At 65.5% G+C, this 17,791-nt stretch carries 17 protein-coding genes and 1 pseudogene; all 18 read right to left on the bottom strand.

Features of this window, described 5'->3' with window-relative positions:
* Positions 1-465, bottom strand: a pseudogene (locus LL06_RS13665) (UDP-2,3-diacylglucosamine diphosphatase LpxI); the annotation flags it as partial.
* 5 nt (positions 466-470) lie between these two features.
* On the bottom strand, positions 471-1,301 hold the full coding sequence (gene lpxA / locus LL06_RS13660) for an acyl-ACP--UDP-N-acetylglucosamine O-acyltransferase (RefSeq protein ID WP_052161557.1): 831 nt from the start codon (positions 1,299-1,301) through the stop codon (positions 471-473).
* On the bottom strand, positions 1,298-1,771 hold the full coding sequence (gene fabZ, locus LL06_RS13655) for a 3-hydroxyacyl-ACP dehydratase FabZ (RefSeq protein WP_035527729.1): 474 nt from the start codon (positions 1,769-1,771) through the stop codon (positions 1,298-1,300). Before fabZ ends, lpxA begins: the two co-directional genes overlap by 4 nt.
* Positions 1,768-2,841, bottom strand: coding sequence for a UDP-3-O-(3-hydroxymyristoyl)glucosamine N-acyltransferase (lpxD, locus tag LL06_RS13650; RefSeq protein WP_035527726.1), 1,074 nt, complete (start codon positions 2,839-2,841; stop codon positions 1,768-1,770). Before lpxD ends, fabZ begins: the two co-directional genes overlap by 4 nt.
* 50 nt (positions 2,842-2,891) lie before the next feature.
* Positions 2,892-5,255, bottom strand: a complete 2,364-nt coding sequence (bamA, locus tag LL06_RS13645; RefSeq protein WP_035527722.1) for an outer membrane protein assembly factor BamA — start codon at positions 5,253-5,255, stop codon at positions 2,892-2,894.
* A gap of 203 nt (positions 5,256-5,458) precedes the next feature.
* Positions 5,459-6,592, bottom strand: a complete 1,134-nt coding sequence (rseP, locus tag LL06_RS13640) for an RIP metalloprotease RseP (protein WP_035527719.1) — start codon at positions 6,590-6,592, stop codon at positions 5,459-5,461.
* Between the two features lie 53 nt (positions 6,593-6,645).
* A complete protein-coding gene (locus LL06_RS13635) occupies positions 6,646-7,455 on the bottom strand; it encodes a phosphatidate cytidylyltransferase (RefSeq protein ID WP_244447133.1) in 810 nt (269 codons plus the stop codon).
* A gap of 26 nt (positions 7,456-7,481) precedes the next feature.
* Positions 7,482-8,225 carry an isoprenyl transferase gene (locus tag LL06_RS13630; protein ID WP_035527716.1) on the bottom strand — a complete coding sequence of 248 codons (744 nt, stop codon included), beginning with the start codon at positions 8,223-8,225 and terminating at the stop codon, positions 7,482-7,484.
* A gap of 38 nt (positions 8,226-8,263) precedes the next feature.
* On the bottom strand, positions 8,264-8,824 hold the full coding sequence (gene frr, locus LL06_RS13625; protein WP_035527714.1) for a ribosome recycling factor: 561 nt from the start codon (positions 8,822-8,824) through the stop codon (positions 8,264-8,266).
* 66 nt (positions 8,825-8,890) lie between these two features.
* A complete protein-coding gene (gene pyrH / locus LL06_RS13620) occupies positions 8,891-9,613 on the bottom strand; it encodes a UMP kinase (RefSeq protein ID WP_035527712.1) in 723 nt (240 codons plus the stop codon).
* 118 nt (positions 9,614-9,731) lie between these two features.
* Entirely contained in the window at positions 9,732-10,655 is a 924-nt protein-coding gene (gene tsf / locus LL06_RS13615; RefSeq protein ID WP_035527710.1) for a translation elongation factor Ts, read from the bottom strand.
* A 151-nt stretch (positions 10,656-10,806) separates the two neighbouring features.
* Positions 10,807-11,613, bottom strand: coding sequence for a 30S ribosomal protein S2 (gene rpsB / locus LL06_RS13610; RefSeq protein ID WP_035527708.1), 807 nt, complete (start codon positions 11,611-11,613; stop codon positions 10,807-10,809).
* 243 nt (positions 11,614-11,856) lie between these two features.
* Positions 11,857-12,087, bottom strand: coding sequence for a hypothetical protein (locus LL06_RS13605; RefSeq protein ID WP_152599608.1), 231 nt, complete (start codon positions 12,085-12,087; stop codon positions 11,857-11,859).
* A 13-nt stretch (positions 12,088-12,100) separates the two neighbouring features.
* Complete coding sequence (locus LL06_RS13600) at positions 12,101-12,403, bottom strand: hypothetical protein (RefSeq protein WP_035527704.1); 303 nt, start codon at positions 12,401-12,403, stop codon at positions 12,101-12,103.
* A gap of 167 nt (positions 12,404-12,570) precedes the next feature.
* Positions 12,571-13,569, bottom strand: coding sequence for an HEXXH motif-containing putative peptide modification protein (locus tag LL06_RS26415; RefSeq protein ID WP_152599607.1), 999 nt, complete (start codon positions 13,567-13,569; stop codon positions 12,571-12,573).
* Between the two features lie 197 nt (positions 13,570-13,766).
* Positions 13,767-15,065 (bottom strand): Hsp70 family protein, encoded by a 1,299-nt coding sequence (locus LL06_RS13590; protein ID WP_035527702.1) that lies wholly within the window; start codon positions 15,063-15,065, stop codon positions 13,767-13,769.
* A gap of 206 nt (positions 15,066-15,271) precedes the next feature.
* Entirely contained in the window at positions 15,272-16,999 is a 1,728-nt protein-coding gene (locus LL06_RS13585; protein ID WP_152599606.1) for a hypothetical protein, read from the bottom strand.
* Positions 17,000-17,132: 133 nt separating this feature from the next.
* Positions 17,133-17,791: sodium-dependent bicarbonate transport family permease (locus tag LL06_RS13580; protein ID WP_035527698.1), on the bottom strand; the 659-nt coding region annotated here is incomplete at its 5' end.

Below are 17,791 nucleotides of genomic sequence, written 5' to 3'. Positions count from 1 at the left end.
CAGCACCCGGCCGAGCGGCCCGGCCCGGCCCAGGAGCGCGGGCGCCACCGCATGCGGCGCCAGCACCTTGACGCCCTCGTTTTCGAGAACGCGGATGACGAAGCGCAACAGCTTGTCGTCGCCGCCCGAGACGACGACGCGAACCGAGGTGAGGAAGCCCAGGATGGAGCGCCAGGTGGGACGGATGTCGGCGAGGTCGGGGCGATGGGTGATGCCGCCCGCGAGCACCACCGAGCCGATGGTCTCCCGGCGCACGATGCGGGCGAAGCCGGCCAGATCGGCGATCGGCAGTTCGCAGTGATCGAAGCCGGACCAGTCCTGGTCCGCCTCGCCCGCAATCGCCAGGACAAACGGATCATGCCCGAGATCGCGCGCGGCGCGCGCCACCAGAACCGGAAACCGCCCTTTCCCCGCGAGGATCGCGAGCCGCCCGGCAATGTCAGGCGCGCCGGCGGCGGCGGTCATCGGCTTCAGCCCCGCTGGCCCCGGGCCGGCGACGACAGAGCGCGCTCGCTTTCGGCATCGATGAAGGCGATGATGTCGGCCACGGCGGAATTTTCACCCGCCTGGTCGCGCACCCGGGCGAGGTTTTCGCGAATTGGCGACGCCGGGTCGAAGATCGTCTTGAAGGCCCGGCGGACGGCGTGGATGGCCGGTTTGTCGAAGCCCGAGCGCTGCATGCCGATGATGTTGAGCCCCATCAGCACGCCGGGATTGCCGTTGAGCATGCCATAGGGAATGACGTCGTTGCTCACCGCGGCGAGCCCGCCGATGAAGGCATGGTGGCCGATGCGGGTGAACTGGTGCACCGCGGCGCCGCCGCCCATGATGACGCGGTCGCCGATGGTGACGTGGCCGGCGAGCATGACATTGTTGGACAGGATGACATTGCTGCCGACATGGCAGTCGTGCGCCACATGCGAATAGGCCAGGAACATCGAATTGTCGCCGACCGTGGTCTTCCCGCCAAAATTCGGCATGCCCGCATGCATGGTCACGCCTTCGCGGATGGTGCAGCCGCGGCCGATGATCAGCTCGGTGTCCTCGCCCTTGTAGTGGATGTTCTGCGGCGCGCAGCCGAGCACGGCATTGGGGAAGACGATGGTGCCGTCGCCGATCGTGGTCGAGCCGTCGATGACGACATGGCTCATCAGCCGGACATTGTCGCCCAGCTTGACCCTGGAGCCGATGTGGCAGAACGGACCGACTTCGACATTCATCCCGATCACCGCCCCGTCCTCGACGATGGAGGACGGATGGATGCGGAACGGATGCAGGGCCGTGGGCGCGGTTATGGTCATTCAGTCTCGCTTTCTGCGGAAACCAGCATGGCTCCGATGTCAGCCTCGGCCACCTTGGCATTGTCGACCATTGCCTCGCAATGGAAGCGCCAGATGTTGCCGCGCTGCTTGGTCTTCGTGACGTGATATTCGAGCCGGTCGCCGGGGACGACGGGCTTGCGGAACTTGGCGTTGTCGATCGTCATGAAATAGACGAGCTTGCTGCCGGCGCCGGTCGCCCGCGCGCAGATGGCGCCGGCGGTCTGGGCCATGCCCTCAACGATCAGCACGCCGGGCATGATCGGGTTGCCCGGAAAATGGCCGGTGAAATGCGGCTCGCTCGCCGTCACGTTCTTGATGCCGATGGCGGAGTTGTCCGCGTCGATATCGATGATCCGGTCCACCAGCAGGAACGGGTAGCGATGCGGCAGCAACTTCATGATGTCGCGGATTCCCGCCGTCTCCAGTGTCGTCGTCGAAGTCTGCGTCATTGCCCCTCGCCATCCTTGTCGTTCCTGGTCCGGCCCGGCTTGCCGAACGCGCGGGCATTGGCGTCCGCCACGTCCCGCAAGAAGCCGTTCATCGGCCGCGCCGGGATTCCGGCCCAGCGCACATTCGCCGGCACATTGCCTGCGACGCCGCTCATGGCGCCGATCTGGGCGCCGTCGCCAATGGTGATGTGTCCATTGATGGCGCAGGCCCCGCCGATCATGACACCGTCGCCCAGCGTCGTCGAACCGGCAATGCCGGTCTGGGAGACGATAACACAATGGCGCCCGATCCTCACATTGTGCGCGATCTGGACCTGATTGTCGATTTTCGTGCCTTCGCCGATCACCGTGTCGTCGAGCGCGCCGCGGTCGATCGTCGTGCCCGCGCCGATCTCGACATGATCCTGGATGATGACGCGGCCGAGCTGCGGGATCTTGACCATGCCCCGCGGTCCCGGCGCATAGCCGAAGCCGTCCTGGCCGATCGAGACCGAGGGATGGATGATGACATTGTTGCCGATCAGGGCGTGCTGCACGGTGGCGGCATGGCCAATGTCGCAATTGCGGCCGATGCGCGTGCCCTCGCCGATGGCCGCACCCGAGGCGATGACCGTGCCGGCGCCGATTTCCACGCGGGCGCCGATGACCGCGCCGGCCTCGACCACCGCACCGTCCTCGATGCTGGCCGAGGGATCGACGATGGCGGCCCCGGAGACGCCGGACCCGGAGGTGAGCCGCAGCGGCCGCATGGCCGAAGGCGCGAGCGCCGCACCGGCGAGCGCGAACGCGGTCTGCGGCGCGTCGGTGATCAGGGCGGCAACGCCTGCGGGGAGGTCCTGGGCCAGCCTTGCCGTGAGGAACACGGCGCCGGCTTGCGATTTCACCAGATCGGGCAATGCCTTGCGGGAGTTTGCGAAGGTGACGTCCTGGGCGCCGGCGCGCCACAGCGGGGCGATGGCCGTGACGATGCGCCCGGACAAGTCCGGACTCGCCAGTTCGGCTCCGCAAAGACCGGCGAGGTCTGAAAGCGAAATGCCTTCATGCGGACGAAAAAAGCGAGTTGTGTCCATAAAGAGACCAAAGCGAAAGACCGGGTGGCATCGTGGCCACCCGAGTCATATCAGAAGCGTGTCGAGGCGCCGAAGCCGAATTTCTTGACCTCGTCAAAGCTTTCCTTGACGACGGGCTCGGCGTAGTAGACCCGCAGCGGACCGAAGGGCGAGGCCCAGGTGATGCCGACACCCACCGACGCGCGCCAGTCCATGTTGTTGCCGACCAGTCTCTGGGTGCCGAAATCGGCGGCGGCGATGTCATTGCCGTAGAGCGTGGCGGCGTCGGCAAACACGTTGAGGCGCAGGCCGAGATCACGCGACAGCGCCGGCATGGGGGTCGAAACCTCCACGGTACCGTTGAAGTAGGTGGTGCCGCCGGCGGCGCCGACATTGGTGGTGCCGTTGAACACGCGCGGGCCGATGCCGCGGGTTTCGAAGCCGCGAATTGTCTCTTGACCCAGGAACAGGTGGTCGAACACGCGCAGATTATCGCCGGTGGAGATAATGTTGCCCGCGCCCACGGTGACCTGGCCGATCATGTCCGCCTGCTCGGAGAGCATGTGGAAGTAGCTCGCCTTGGCGGTGGTCTTCAGATAGTCCGAATCGAACCCGAGACCGGCATATTCCTGCGTGAAGCGGGCCGAGATGCCCTCGCGCGGCAGCTTCTGGTCGTCCAGCGTGTTGTAGGACAGCGAGTAGGACAGAGCGCCGATCTGGTGGCCGCCATTGGCGACGGTGCGGGAGACCGCGGCAAGTTCCGGAGCCGAAGGAATGTTCGTCGCGTTGAGGACGTAATCCGAATATTTCGTTTCCGAATATTTGAACGCGGTGCTGAGATAGATGTTCTCGGTGATCGGCGCGCCAAGGCGCAGGTTGATGCCCTGGGTTTCCTCGTCGAAGCCCTTGTAGCTCTTGTCGGTGGTCTTGAACAAATCGAAACCGGCGGCCAGGCGGTACCCGAGGAAATAGGGCTCGGTGAACGACAGCGTGTATTCGCGCGATTTCGTGCCGCCGCCGACCGAGGCGCGGATGAACTGGCCGCGACCGAGGAAGTTGCGCTCGGTGATGTCGATGGTGGCGGTAAAGCCGTCATTGTTGGAATAGCCGCCGCCGACGCCGAATTCGCCGGTCGACTGATCCTTGACGTCGACGACCAGAACCACGCGGTCGGGCTGCGAGCCGGGCTGGGTGGAAATGTCGACCGAGGAGAAGAACTTGAGATCCTCAAGCCGCTTCTTGGCGCGACGAACCAGGACCTGGTTGAAGGCGTCGCCTTCCGACAGGTCGAATTCGCGGCGGATCACATAGTCGCGGGTGCGGGTGTTGCCGCGGATCTCGATCCGCTCGACATAGGCGCGGGTGCCCTCGTCGACCAGATAGACCACGGAAATGGTGCGGTTGTTGTAGTCACGGTCGCCGCGCGGCGTGATCGTGGCGAAGGGATAGCCCTGGGTGGCGACGCGGTCGGAGATCGCCAGGATCGTGTCCTCGACGTCCTTGGCGCTGTAGACCGAGCCGCTGCGGGTCTCGATCAGGCCCTTGAGCGATTCCGAATCGATGCCGGGAACGGTGCTCTCGATGCTCACATCGCCGAACACATAGCGCTCGCCCTCTTCCACCGTGATGGTGACGACATATTCGTTGCTCGTCTCATCGAGTTCGGCGAAGGACGAGATGACGCGGAAGTCGGCATAGCCGCGATTGTAGTAGAAGCGGCGCAGCAGCTCTTCGTCGGCGCGCAGCTTGTCCTCGTCATAGACGTCCTTGCGGGTCAGGAACGACAGCATGCCGGAGCGCTTGGTGGTGATCACATCGGCCAGACGGCCGTCGCCGAACGCCTGGTTGCCGACGAAATTGATCGAGGAAATCTTGGTGCGGTCGCCTTCATTGATCTCGAAGGCGAGATTGACGCGGCCGCCTTCGACGGGAACCACGCGGGTGGTGACCACGGCATCGGAGCGACCGATCGCCGAATAGGCGTCGCGGATGGCCTGCACGTCGGCCTGGATGATGAGATCGTTGTAGGCGCCGAGCTGGCGGCTCTGGACCACGCCCTTGAGGGCCGCGTCCTTGAGCTTCTTGTTGCCGTTGAAGACGACCTGATTGATGATCTGGTTCTCGGCGACAGTCACGATGAGCGACGAGCCGGACACGCTGATCTGTACATCGGAGAACAGGCCGGTGGCGAACAGCCGCTTGACCGATTCGTCGATGTCGTTGTTGGTGAAATTCGCGCCAGGCTTGATCGTCAGATTGCCGCGGACGGTCGAGGCGTCGACGCGCGAATTGCCCCGCACCTCGACACGGCTGACGACCGCTGCTTCAGCAATTGTAACCCCGGCAAGCGTCGCAACACCCGCACCCGTCACAACGATCCCCGCGGTCAGCGCAAAGGCTGACACAGCGTTCAAAAGGCTTGAACCGGCTTTCATTGATCTTATTACCTTTTTTTACTCGTATGCCCCAAAGGGAGACACGCATCGTGAGTCATGACTTGAGCCCGTTTTACCCGCTTTTCATACACAAGCAAGGGACGGAGTTAATTTCTGTTTACTTCCCTTCAAGGCGTGGCGGTTTGGCCACGCTTGAGCAATTTCAGGGTTAACAACTGGTTAGCATGCCTGGGGTGCCGATATCAACCGATCAGCATCGTCACGTCGTTCCATGTCGCGAAAATCATCAGGGCCAGCACGATGGTCAGGCCGAACCGGTAGGCCCATTCCTGGGCCGCCTCGCCCGGCGGCCGGCCGCGCACCGCCTCGATGGCGTAGAACACCAGATGGCCGCCGTCGAGCATCGGCACCGGCATGAGATTGAGCAGGCCGATCGACACCGACAGCACCGCCGCCAACTGGATCAGCGCGGCGATGCCGAGCGTCGACATGTCCTTGGAGTATTTGGCGACCCGTATCGGCCCGCCGAGCTGGTCGGGCTTCTCGCGGCCGGTGATGATGTTGCCGATATAGCCGAAGGTGCGGGTGACGATGTACCAGCTCTGCGCGGCGCCCTCGCCGACGGCCTCGAGCGGGCCGTATTCGCGCACCCGGAAATTGCCGGCGTCGTTGTTGGTGACCACGCCGATGCGGCCGACTTCCATCTTGTTGCCGAAAGTGTCGGAAATCTCCGTGCGCACCGGCGTGAGCGTGAGCTCCACCATCTGGCCGCCGCGGTCCATGGTCACCGTGATCGGCACTTCCGGGCGCACGCTGACATAACGCTGCACGTCGTCGAAGACCTCGACGCCGACGCCGTCGATGGCGACGAAGCGGTCGCCGGGCAGGATGCCCGCGGCCTCGGCGGCGCTGGCGGGCTGCACCTGGGCCACGACCGGATCGGAGATGACGCGGCCGTTGATGCCGAAGGTGACGGCGAAGATGGCGATCGCCAGAATGAAATTGGCGAGCGGTCCGGCGACGACGGTGGCCGCGCGGCGCCACAGCGCGGCGTTGGGGAAGGACTGCGCCCGCTCGGCCTCGGTAAGCCCCGGCGCACCCGATCCCGAAGGCAGGCTCGCCGCGTTCTCGTCGCCCAGGAACTTGACATAGCCTCCGAGCGGAATCAGCGAGACCTTCCAATGGGTTCCGTGGCGGTCGGTGCGGCCGAACAGCTCCGGCCCGAAGCCGATGGAAAAGACCTCGGCCTTGATGCCGCACCAGCGTCCGACGAGATAGTGCCCCAGCTCATGGAAGAAGACGACAATGGTCAGGACCAGCAGGAACGGCGGCAAGGCGCTCAGGATGTTGCCCGCCGAGGATGTCAGAAATTCCATAGTGTCGTATCCTTTTCATGGCGCGACCCGAGCCGCGTCCGCGGCTGCGCCGACTATAGGCCCAGCAACCTTGCGGCAAGCTCGTCGGCGACGCCGGCGCGGTCGGTCAGCGGCAGAAGATTGCCCAATACAAAGGCCGCAAATGCGGCGAAGACAAGACCGTCGACCCGGTCCATGACGCCGCCGTGGCCGGGAATGAGATGGCCCGAATCCTTGGCGCCGAAGCGGCGCTTGACCCAGGATTCAAACAGGTCGCCCACCACCGAGGCGACCACCAGGGCAAGTGCTACGAGCGGGATCGTCGCCCCGCCGCCCTGGCGGACGGCAAGCGCGGTGCCGACGCCGGCGCCGACGCCCGCGGCCACGCCGAAGACGGCGCCCGACCAGGTCTTGCCGGGCGAAATCCGCGGGGCGAGCTTGGGGCCGCCGAGCGCCCGGCCGCAGAACAGCGCCATGGTGTCGCCGGTCCAGACGATGGCGTAGATGAACAGCATGGCGAACAGGCCGGACAGGCTGTCGCCGCGGATCTCTGCCAGCGCCAGGCCGGAAAAGCCGGCATAGAGCACGGCGGTCGCCGACCACCATCCGCCGCCGCGCTTGACCCCGGCGAAGACCGCGCCGCAGGCGCCGATGACGATCGCAGCCAGCGCCATCGCCGGCAGCGACGTCAGCACGAAGAGCGCGGTGGCCAGCACCGCCAGCCAGCCGATCGCATTGGCGAGCGGCGCCCTGGCCGGGGCATTGGCCATGGTGGAGAATTCATAATGGACGGCGAGCATGATGACGACGGCGAGGCTTCTGAACCAGAGGCCCCCGGCCCAGGTGGCCGCCAGGACGACGATGCCAAGCACGACTGCGGACATGATCCTCAGCCGCAGCTCGCGCGACATCAGGAGCCGACCGCGATGTCTGGCGCCGCCACCGCGCCAAACCGGCGATCCCGGCGGCTGTATTCGGCGAGCGCATCGTAGAACGCGTTGCGGTCGAAATCCGGCCACAGGCAGGGCATGAACACGAACTCGGAATAGGCCGCCTGCCACAGCAGGAAATTGGACAGCCGCTGCTCGCCGCTGGTGCGGATGACCAGGTCCGGGTCGGGAATGCCGGTGGTGTCGATATAGGTCGACAGGGTCGCCTCGTTGACCATTTCCGGATCGATCCGTCCGGAGCGGACCGCCTCTGCGATCGAGCGGACCGCGCGCGCCAGCTCGTCGCGCGCGCCGTAGTTGAAGGCGATGATCAGGGTGACCCCGGTGTTGCCGCGGGTGCGGTCCTCGGCCTCGTTGAGCAGCGCCCTGATGTCGGGCTGGACGGTGTCGCGGCAGCCGATGACCCTGACGCAGACATTCTCGCGGTGCAATTCAGCGAGATCCCTGCGGATGAAGAACCGCAGGATGCCCATCAGGTCGGACACCTCCTCCTTGGGACGGTTCCAGTTCTCGGAAGAAAAGGCGAACAGGGTGAGGTAGTCGATATTGGCCTCGGCGGCGGTGCGCACGGCCTCGCGGACGCGGTCCACCCCGGCGCGGTGGCCGGCGGTGCGCGGCAGGCCGCGCGCACTGGCCCAGCGGCCGTTGCCATCCATGATGATGGCGACATGCCGCGGCGTTGGTATGGGGGCTTCGTGTCGCATTGCTTTGGCCATTTCCCGACTTGTAACGCGAGTCGCGCCTAAACCTGCATGATTTCCTTTTCCTTTTCGACCAGCAAGTGGTCAATTTCCGTGATCGTCTCGTCGGTCATCTTCTGCACGAGGTCGGATTCACGGCGATGATCGTCCTGGCTGATGTGGCCGTCCTTCTCCGCCTTCTTGAGCGAATCCATGCCGTCGCGGCGCACATTGCGGATGGCGATGCGGGCGTTCTCGGCATAGGTGTGGGAGACCTTGACGAGCTGCTTGCGGCGCTCCTCGTTGAGCTCGGGCAGCGGAATGCGGAGGTTCTGGCCGTCGACGATCGGGTTCAGGCCGAGATTGGCCTCGCGGATGCCGCGATCGACGGCGCCGACCATCTGCTTGTCCCAGACCGAGACGCCGAGCATGCGCGGCTCCGGCACGGTGACGTTGGCCACCTGGTTGAGCGGCACCCGGGAGCCATAGGCTTCGACCATGACCGGATCCAGCACGTTGGCCGACGCGCGGCCGGTGCGCAAGGATGCGATATCGCTCTTGAATGCCGCGATTGCGCCTTCCATGCGACGTTTGAGTTCCTTCAGATCAACGCCTTCACTCATCGCCAGTCCTTCCTGCAGACGTCCTGCTGTCATTGCACGGGCGGCGCCTCACGCGCCGCCGGCAGCTTAGTGATCGCGAACGATCGTCGCGCGGCCTTCGCCGACCATAATCTTGGCGAATGCGCCCTTTTCGTGGATCGAAAAGACGACAATCGGAATGGAATTCTCGCGCGCCAGCGCGACGGCCGCCACATCCATCACGGCGAGGCCCTTGTTGAGCACCTCGTCATGGGTGATCGTGTCGAAGCGGGTGGCATCGGGGTGGGTCTTTGGATCGGCGGAATAGATGCCGTCGACCTGGGTGCCCTTGAGGATGGCCTCGGCGCCCATTTCGGCTGCGCGCAGTGCCGCGGCGGAATCGGTGGTGAAGAACGGGTTGCCGGTGCCGCCGGCGAAGATCACCACCCTGCCCTTTTCGAGATGATGCAGGGCCGCGCGCTGGGAGAAGCTCTGGCAGATCTCCGGCATCGAGATGGCGGACAGCACCTCGGTGTCGATGCCGAGCTTGCGCAGCGAGGTGGCGAGCGCCAGCGCGTTGATGACGGTGGCGAGCATGCCCATGTGGTCGCCGGTCACCCGGTCGCCGCCCTTGGAGGCGACGGCGACGCCGCGGAAGATGTTGCCGCCGCCGACCACCACGCCCACTTCCACGCCCATGGCGCGGACCTCGGCGATGTCGGCGGCAATCCGGTCGGACACGGTGACATCGATCCCGAACCCCTGGCTCCCCATCAGGGCTTCACCCGAGGCTTTGAGGAGGACGCGCTTGAAGAGGGGCTTGGCTGTCATGGATTGGTCCGTATTTCTGTGTCAGGCCCGGATACACGAAGGGCACCGCGTTGTCACGCGATGCCCTTGCGGTTTTTCCACAATGCGGCGCCCGGGGCGCCGTCACAGCGCCTGGGGCTCAGCCCTTGGCGGCGGCGGCCACTTCCGCGGCGAAGTCGCTTTCTTCCTTCTCGATGCCTTCACCGAGCTGGAAGCGCACGAATGCGGCGATTTCGACCGGCGCGCCGGCATCCGCGGCGGCAGCCTTGACGGCCTCGCCCACGGTCTGGTCGGGGTTCATGACGAAGGCCTGCGAAAGAAGCGCCACTTCCTCGTAGAACTTGCGCATGCGGCCTTCGACCATCTTTTCGATGATGGCCTCGGGCTTGCCCGATTCGCGGGCCTGCTCGACGAACACGTTGCGCTCGCGGTCGGCGATCGCCGGGTCGACATCGTCCGAGGTCAGCGCCAGCGGGTTGGTGGCGGCGATGTGCATGGCCACCTGGCGGCCGATGGCGTTGAGCGCCTCGGGCTTGCCGGTCGACTTGACGGCGACGAGCACGCCGAGCTTGCCGAGGCCGTCGGCGACCGCGTTATGGACATAGGTGGCGACCACGCCGTCCTCGACGGTGAGCTTGGCAGAGCGGCGGAAGCTCATGTTCTCGCCGATATGGGCGATGGCGTCCTTGACGGTGTCGGTGACCGACTTGCCCGAGGACGGAACCGTGGCGGCGCTGATGGCGTCGGCCGAGCCGTCGGTGGTGAGCGCGACAGCGGCGATCGAGCGGGCCAGATCCTGGAACCCGTCGTTGCGGGCGACGAAATCGGTCTCGGAATTGACTTCGACGACGACGGCGGACTTGCCTTCCGAGGCGATCGCGATCAGGCCTTCGGCGGCGGTGCGGCCCGACTTCTTGTCGGCCTTGGCGATGCCCTTGGCGCGCAGCCAGTCGATCGCCGCTTCCATGTCGCCACCCGTTTCGGCAAGCGCCTTCTTGCAGTCCATCATGCCTGCGCCGGTCTTGTCGCGCAGCTCTTTCACCATTGCAGCGGTAATGCTCATAACAGCCTCTTCATTCTGATGCGTCCGGTCGGGCCTTAACGGCGGAATCGACCTGGGCGACGCTTTGCGGCATGTCGACCATGCCATTGAAATGTGACAGCCCGGCAAAGCACTGTGGCTCGGCCGGGCCGGTTCTGTCCGGAACCCGGATTTAGGCCTTGGCGGCTTCTTCCGCAGGCGCGGCTTCGGCGGCAGCGGCCTCGGGCGCAGCTTCCAGAGCAGGCTCGACCGGCGCGTCCATGGCGCCGAGATCGACGCCCGACGCACCCTGCTGGCGGGCGATGCCGTCGATGCAGGCGCGGCTGATCAGGTCGCAATAGAGCGAGATGGCGCGCGACGCATCGTCATTGCCCGGGATCGGGTAATCGACGACGTCGGGATCGCAGTTGGAATCGATGATCGCGACCACCGGGATGCCGAGACGCTTGGCTTCCTGGATGGCGATGCCTTCCTTGTTGGTGTCGATCACGAACATCAGGTCGGGCGTGCCGCCCATGTCGCGGATGCCGCCCAGAGCGCGGTTGAGCTTTTCACGCTCGCGCTCGAGATTGAGGCGTTCCTTCTTGGTGAAGCCCGAGGCTTCGGCCGAGAGGATCTCGTCGAGCTTGCGCAGACGCTGGATCGAGTGCGAAATCGTCTTCCAGTTGGTCAGCATGCCGCCGAGCCAACGGGCGTTGACGTAATACTGCGCCGAACGGGCTGCAGCATCGGCAACGATTTCGGAGGCCTGACGCTTGGTGCCGACGAACAGCACGCGGCCGCCCTTGGACACGGTGTCGGAAACCAGCTTCAATGCCTGATTGAGCATCGGAACGGTCTGGCCGAGATCGAGAATGTGCAGATTGTTGCGCGCGCCGAAGATGTACGGCTTCATTTTCGGGTTCCAGCGGTGAGTCTGGTGGCCGAAGTGGACGCCTGCTTCAAGCAGCTGGCGCATGGAAAAATCAGGCAATGCCATGCCTTGTACTCCTGTTTCCGGTTGAACCTCCGCGGGGCGTGAGCGCTTAGCGCCACCGGCGGACCGATCCGGATTTCTCCCGGACCAACCCATGCCCCACGTGTGGAATAGGCGTCGCTTACAGGGAACGCCGCGATATTGCAAGCGCGAAGCCGCAAGCTCAGGCCTGATTTGCCCGGCGCCGCCTTCGCGGCCGACCCCGGCGCCATTGCGGCGCGCAGGGCCGGCGCGGGCGCCCCGGCCTCATTTCTTGCTGCGCGGCACCAACTGGTTGAAGGTGGTGATTTCGGTCGCCAGCTTGGTGGTGATCTCCTCTTCCGGAAGCTTGGTCTCGAGGTTCATCACCCGGCGGCGCAGCATCGACGCCTGCTGCTGTTGCTGCTGCTGCTGCTGATGCTCGAGTTCGGGATTGAGAAAACCCGTCATTTCGCCGAGATCGGTGACGACGGGGGTTTCGATTTTCCTATCGGCCATGTTCATTCCTTTCCTAGAGTGTGACGACGACGATGAAGCTTCTTTCGGCCATGGCGATGAGCGCTGCCAATCCCTCCTCGGGCACGCAGCCGACCTGGTCGATGACTTCGGACACCGGAATGCGCTCGTGATCGCCGACGGTCGTCCAAAGAAGGTGCGCGCTTTCGTTCAAGCGCAGATAGTGGTTCTCCAGAGGATCATAGAGAATGTAATCGTCGCCGATCTTCTTGGTGTAGATGGCTGCCTGCCGCCGGATCTGAGCGCGGCGGAAATTGGCCGGATCCAGCGGGTCGTCCGAAGCGCCAGGGACCGGCACGTCGGGAACGGCCGGACCGGACCCGCGCCTGTCGCCCGGCCTGGCCCCCGGGGCTGGGGGCGGTGAAGGAGGATTTCGTGGACTCATGGACCGTCTCCCTGGGTTAGGCTGCGTTCGTCCCTGTGAACAGGCATGGGCGCGGCGGCAGTGGACCTGCCCGGCGCAGATCAGGCGATTTCGACCTCCGCCCGGGCCAGCGCCGCCATGCGCGCCGCCATCAGGTCGCGCAGCGCGATGCCCGGGCCGGTCAGCATCTCTTCGCGCTCCAGGAGGATCGGCGCGGCGCGCGCCAGGCCGTTCTCGATGAAGGCGAGCCTGTCGCGGCAATAGTCCTGATCGAAGGGATGCGTTTCCACCGCCCGCAGGTAATAGTCCCGCAGGATCAGATAAATGTAGCAGGCGTGGAAGAAGCCGTAACAGTTGCGCCTGGATCCGGACCACGGCAGGACCAGGGTCTCGGGGTCGTCCTTGCCCCTGAACAGCGCGGTGTCGCGGTCGATCCGGTAGAGGATCTGGTGGCCCAGCTCATGGACGACGGATTCCTCGATGTCGATCAGGCTCTGGTCGTTGGTCGACAGCAGGATCAGGCCGAGATAGCGGTCGGCCGAACAGGAGCGGAAGGCGACATCGTCGAGAATGAGGAAATGCGTGACCGCGCGCTCGATGATCCGCGCCATGCCGGGCATCTTGACATCGGCGCTGGCGATGGCCGTGTGCAGCGCGGTTTCCCAGGCCCCCGTCCCTGGCGCCGGCGCGTCGCCGGGCCGGACCGGCCGGCGGAAGATATGCGAGGGCGGGATCACCGCGCGGATGAAATCCGGCACGTCCTCCTCGCGCAGGGTGAAGCGGAAAGCAAGGCTTTCGAGCGCCTTGAGATCCAGCGGCGGCGGCAGGATGGATCGCAGACCCTGCGGCGGGGTCCGGGACTGGTGCCAGCGTCCGAGCGTTTCCAGCCACAGGCCGAACCAGGTGGTGCCGATCAGCCGTTCGCCCTGCCCGGCCGGCCAGGACAGCAGCGTCTCGAGCTCACCGAGATAGCCGGAAGCCGGAAGCGCCGGGTCGGCATGGAAGGACATTTCCGTGAGCAGCATCTCGGCCTGCGTGCGCCGGCGGCGCGTGGTGCGTTCGATCAGCGCGAGGATCTCTTCCTCACTGGAAAAGGGCAAGAACACGACACACTCCCTGATAGCGAGCCTGATGTGAGCCGACTGATGTATGCCTGCATGTATGGTCGTTCGGGCGGGTTGTTCTTGTGGTTTCCGCTGCCTCAGGTTGCATAATAGTTTACAATCTACATGGAGTCAATTTTCTCCACTTTAAATATAGTTATTCTACCGAATGCACCCTGGAGTTGCCGATCACGTCACTGCGGCACGGTCCACTGGGCGATGTCGTCGCGCTCGCCGATCAGTGCCAGGCCGTGGGCGATGGAGATCAGCTCGCCGCCGGTCTCGATGCGGGATTCCTCGAAGCGCTCGGTGAAGATGCGGCGGACGGCGGGCACGAAAGAGGTGCCTCCGGTGAGGAAGATCTTGTCGACGGCCGAGGCGGGCGTGCCGGTCTTGTCGAGAAGCTCGTCGAGCGCCGCGGTGATGCGCGCCAGGTCTCCCGCAATCCAGCTCTCGAAATCGCTGCGCCTGACCGTCGTCTCCCCGGCCGCGCCGAGGGGCGCGAAGCGGAATTCTGCTTCGTCCTCGGACGACAGCGCCATCTTCGTGGCCGAGACGGCCTGGTGCAGCAGATAGCCCTCGTCGTGCTCGATCAGGTCGATGAACAGCTCGAGCTTGTCGGGCTCGACCGCCTGGCGCACCAGCGCCTTGAGGCCGGCATATTCCTTGGTGGTCCGGAAAATCGAAAGCTGGTTCCAGCGCGAGAAATTGCGGTAGTAGCTGTCGGGCACATCGAGATTCTTGCCGAAGCTCGTGAACTGGCTGCCCTTGCCGATGGCCGGCGTGACCAGATGCTCGATGATGCGCGCATCGAACTGGTCGCCGGCGATGCCCACGCCGGACTGGCCGAGCGGCGTGACGCGGATCCGCCCGGCGACGGTCTCGAACCGGATCAGCGAGAAGTCGCTGGTGCCGCCGCCGAAATCGGCCACCAGCACGGTGGCGTCCTGCCTCAGGTTCTGCGCGAAGTAGAAGGCGGCGGCGACGGGCTCATAGACATAATGCAGTTCGGGGAAGCCGAGCCGGCCGAGCGCTGCGGCGTAGCGCTGCATGGCAAGCTCCGGATCGGGATTGGCGCCGGCGAAATGCACCGGGCGGCCGGTGACGATGCGCCTGACGCCGGACGGCCAATGGTCGCCCGCATAGGCCTGCAACCGCTTGAGGAAGACCTCCATCAGGTCCTCGAACTGGAAGCGGCGGGCATGGACCAGCGTGCCCTGGAACAGCGGCGAGGCGGCGAAGGTCTTGATCGACTGCAGATAGCGGCACTCGCCCGGATTGGCGATGAAGGCGCGGATGGCCGCGTGGCCCGCCTCCACCTGCAGGACGCTGGCGCCCAGCTGCGGATCCTTCATGAAGGACAGCGCCGTGCGCATGGTGTCGTCGGTGCCCGCGGGAGACTCGAACATCACCGAGCGCGTCTGCGCGCCCTCGCCCGCCTGGGCCAGCACCGTGTTGGTCGTGCCGAAATCGAGCCCGAGCGCGGTTGCCATGGCTGAAACTCCATCCTGCAGATGTCTAAACGGGTGAAAATCGGGCGGCGCCGATGGGCCGCCGCCAAGGAGCGAGCCTCATGCCACAGAGCGGCGTCACAGTCCACCGCAACCGGGCGCGGCCCTCCGTCGGGCCGGCACCCTGCCCGCGACCGGCGTCCTGCCCTTGTCACCGGCCGGTGCGGGTATCGCCGTGCGGCGGCGCCTCAGGAAGAATGGTCGGGATGTTCCAGCGCGTCGAAGCAGGGCGTGAGCTGCACCCGGTTGAAACCCTCATAGGCGTGGGCGTAATCCGAGAGCAGCTTGCGGCGCGCCATGGTCACCGGGCAGGTCGGGATCAGCACCAGGTCGGTCCGCGACAGCATCTCGGCCTCCGCCTCGGTCAGAGGCAGCACGGTCCGGAACGGATCGCCGCCGATCGACACGCCCTTCGCCGGGATGCGGCCCATGATGGCGGGGATCGGATTGGCGAAATCCCTGAGGTCTATGACGTCGTAGCGCAGGCCGAGCCGGGCTTCGCGGGCGTGGATCGCCGCGATCACCTCGTCCATGGTCTCAAGCACATTGAGCTGGAACTGGTGGTCGAAATAGAGCCAGTAGGCGGGCAGGATGGCCGCGTCGGCATAGCGCTGGTAGGTCTCGCGCCCGGCGGCGAGGATCGGACGGGACTTTTCCGCGGCCTCGAGCGTCAGCGCCTTGGTGCGGAAGCTCATCGCCGCCGGCAGGTGCTCCGCATCGAGGCGGACGTCGCGGATCGACGAGGCCGCCGCATGGGCCGCGGAGTGGACGACGCCCACCACCGGCGGAGCCGCGATCAGGCCGATCAGCACGACGAGCGGCGACAGCCGCATCCGCTCCGCGGGCGCGCGCCCCAGGAACAGCACCACCAGCAAAGGCCACAGCGAGATGAAGGCGGCGCCGCCAAAATTCTGCGATTCGAACAGGATGTTCGCGGCAATCAGCGTGCCCGCCCAGACCCAGTCGCGGTCGAGCCGGTTGGGGTGCGGAACGCGTGGGGCATCGCGGTCGAAGCTCCTTACCAGGTCGGGGCTTCCGCGCCGGCGCGACCACAGCAGGTAGGCCGCCAGCAGCGAGGAGGTGAAGATGATGTCGAAGCGGGCGGTTCCGGTGGTCAGGATCCGGATGACGAGTTCCGAGCTGTTGCTGTCAATGAGCCGCAGCACCGACGCCACATAGGCCGAGACGACGCCGCTGCGGAGTTCGATCAACCCGGTGACGGCGAGACACAGGACCGCAACCACTATCGCCGCGCGCGCACCGATCCGGCGCGTGATCAGGGCCACGGCGAGGATCATGCCGGCGGCCATAAAGCCGTTGATCTTGAGGAAGGCGAGCGCGAGCAGCAGGCCGGAAACCAGCACCACCAGCGCCACCTGGGAGCGGACGAAGAACAGGCTGGCGACCAGGAGATAGATGAGCAGCGCCGCGTGCCGGTTGTAATAGGCGAATCCGTCGACGCCGGGAAAGGCGTTCCAGGAACTGTCGTTGAACGGCAGGACCGAGAACAGCAGATACGGCAGCAGCAGCGCGAAGGCCACGGCAGGCCCGCGCGCCAGCGCATGCCAGCAGATCACGGCGATGGCCGGCACGGTGACCAGCATCAGGCTCCACTGGATGACGAAGACCACGTTGCCATCGGGAAACAGGCTTTCAAGCGCGTTGAACAGGACATAGTTCAGCGGCCCGACCGGGGCGTGGAAATCCCTGTATATGTCCTGGCCGATCGCCATCCGGTGGGCGCCGTCGATGTAGATATAGGTATCCCAGAAGCTCTCGCCGATCGGCAGCGCCACCGGGAAGGACAAAAGCGCCATGAGAGCAGCAATGCAGGCGCCGAGGGTGCCGTAGATCCGGAACAGGTCGCGTCTTGAGCGCGCATAGACCATGAGTGCTGAATTTTCGATTGCCGCCACGCTTCAGATTGGTGTCTCACATCAGCACAAGTGCCGGAGGCTTGATAGCCAATCGGCCGATTCGGGTCCAGACCCGGCTCGCCCCAAGGGTGACGTGCGGCCTGACACTTCAGACCGCACGGGACGCAGGGGCTCAGAAGCCGATCAGCCAATCCGAGAGCGCCATGAACAGCGGAATGGAGAGGATGGCGACGGGCGTGCCGAGCCCGGTGGATGCGCCGACATAGGCCGACGGATTTGCCTCAGGCAGGGCTGCGCGCAGCGTCGGCGGCCCGGAGATGTCCGAACTCGACGCCGCCATGACGGCGAGCAGCGTGACCCCGCCGGCGGAGAACCCAGTCAGGTGATGGGCTGCGAGCCCGACGGCCAGTCCCATCAGCCCATGCAGGAGGGGGGCGGCGATGGCGTAGACGACATAGGCATGCGCCACTTTCCTGAGGTCCGACAGGCGCGCCCAGGCCTCCATGCCCATGACCAGCATCAGGATCGACAGCAGGCCGTGGAACAGCGGCGCATAGAAGCTCTCGACAACCGCGTCGGGCCGGGCGAAGGCGCCGAGCGCCAGGCCCACCAGCAGCGCCGAGATCGCCGGGCTGCGGACCGTGTCGGCGAGAATGTCGCGCACCACGTCGCCGTCGGCGCCGCCGGGCGAGCCGCCGAGCGTCATGGTCGCGGCGCCGCCACCTGACGGAACGGCCGCCATCCGCCGCACGGCGCTCATCCGCGCCAGCAGGATGGCCGTCACCAGGGCGGCGATGTCCATGAAGGGATAGAGCGCGCCGATGAAGCCTT

Origin of the sequence: Hoeflea sp. BAL378 (assembly GCF_000759435.1) — a bacterium.
Lineage (GTDB): Bacteria > Pseudomonadota > Alphaproteobacteria > Rhizobiales > Rhizobiaceae > Hoeflea.
Note: the sequence above shows the minus strand (reverse complement) of the source record. Positions and strands in the feature narration are given on the sequence as shown.

Bases quoted from the DNA above. Each gene is read 5' to 3' on its own strand.
- lpxD (WP_035527726.1), bottom strand. From the start codon at position 2,841: ATGGACACAACTCGCTTTTTTCGTCCGCATGAAGGCATTTCGCTTTCA.
- LL06_RS13590 (WP_035527702.1), bottom strand. From the start codon at position 15,065: ATGGCAACCGCGCTCGGGCTCGATTTCGGCACGACCAACACGGTGCTG.
- rpsB (WP_035527708.1), bottom strand. From the start codon at position 11,613: ATGGCATTGCCTGATTTTTCCATGCGCCAGCTGCTTGAAGCAGGCGTC.
- lpxA (WP_052161557.1), bottom strand. From the start codon at position 1,301: ATGACCATAACCGCGCCCACGGCCCTGCATCCGTTCCGCATCCATCCG.
- LL06_RS13630 (WP_035527716.1), bottom strand. From the start codon at position 8,225: ATGCGACACGAAGCCCCCATACCAACGCCGCGGCATGTCGCCATCATC.
- LL06_RS13635 (WP_244447133.1), bottom strand. From the start codon at position 7,455: ATGTCCGCAGTCGTGCTTGGCATCGTCGTCCTGGCGGCCACCTGGGCC.
- LL06_RS13605 (WP_152599608.1), bottom strand. From the start codon at position 12,087: ATGGCCGATAGGAAAATCGAAACCCCCGTCGTCACCGATCTCGGCGAA.
- frr (WP_035527714.1), bottom strand. From the start codon at position 8,824: ATGAGTGAAGGCGTTGATCTGAAGGAACTCAAACGTCGCATGGAAGGC.
- bamA (WP_035527722.1), bottom strand. From the start codon at position 5,255: ATGAAAGCCGGTTCAAGCCTTTTGAACGCTGTGTCAGCCTTTGCGCTG.
- fabZ (WP_035527729.1), bottom strand. From the start codon at position 1,771: ATGACGCAGACTTCGACGACGACACTGGAGACGGCGGGAATCCGCGAC.
- rseP (WP_035527719.1), bottom strand. From the start codon at position 6,592: ATGGAATTTCTGACATCCTCGGCGGGCAACATCCTGAGCGCCTTGCCG.
- tsf (WP_035527710.1), bottom strand. From the start codon at position 10,655: ATGAGCATTACCGCTGCAATGGTGAAAGAGCTGCGCGACAAGACCGGC.
- pyrH (WP_035527712.1), bottom strand. From the start codon at position 9,613: ATGACAGCCAAGCCCCTCTTCAAGCGCGTCCTCCTCAAAGCCTCGGGT.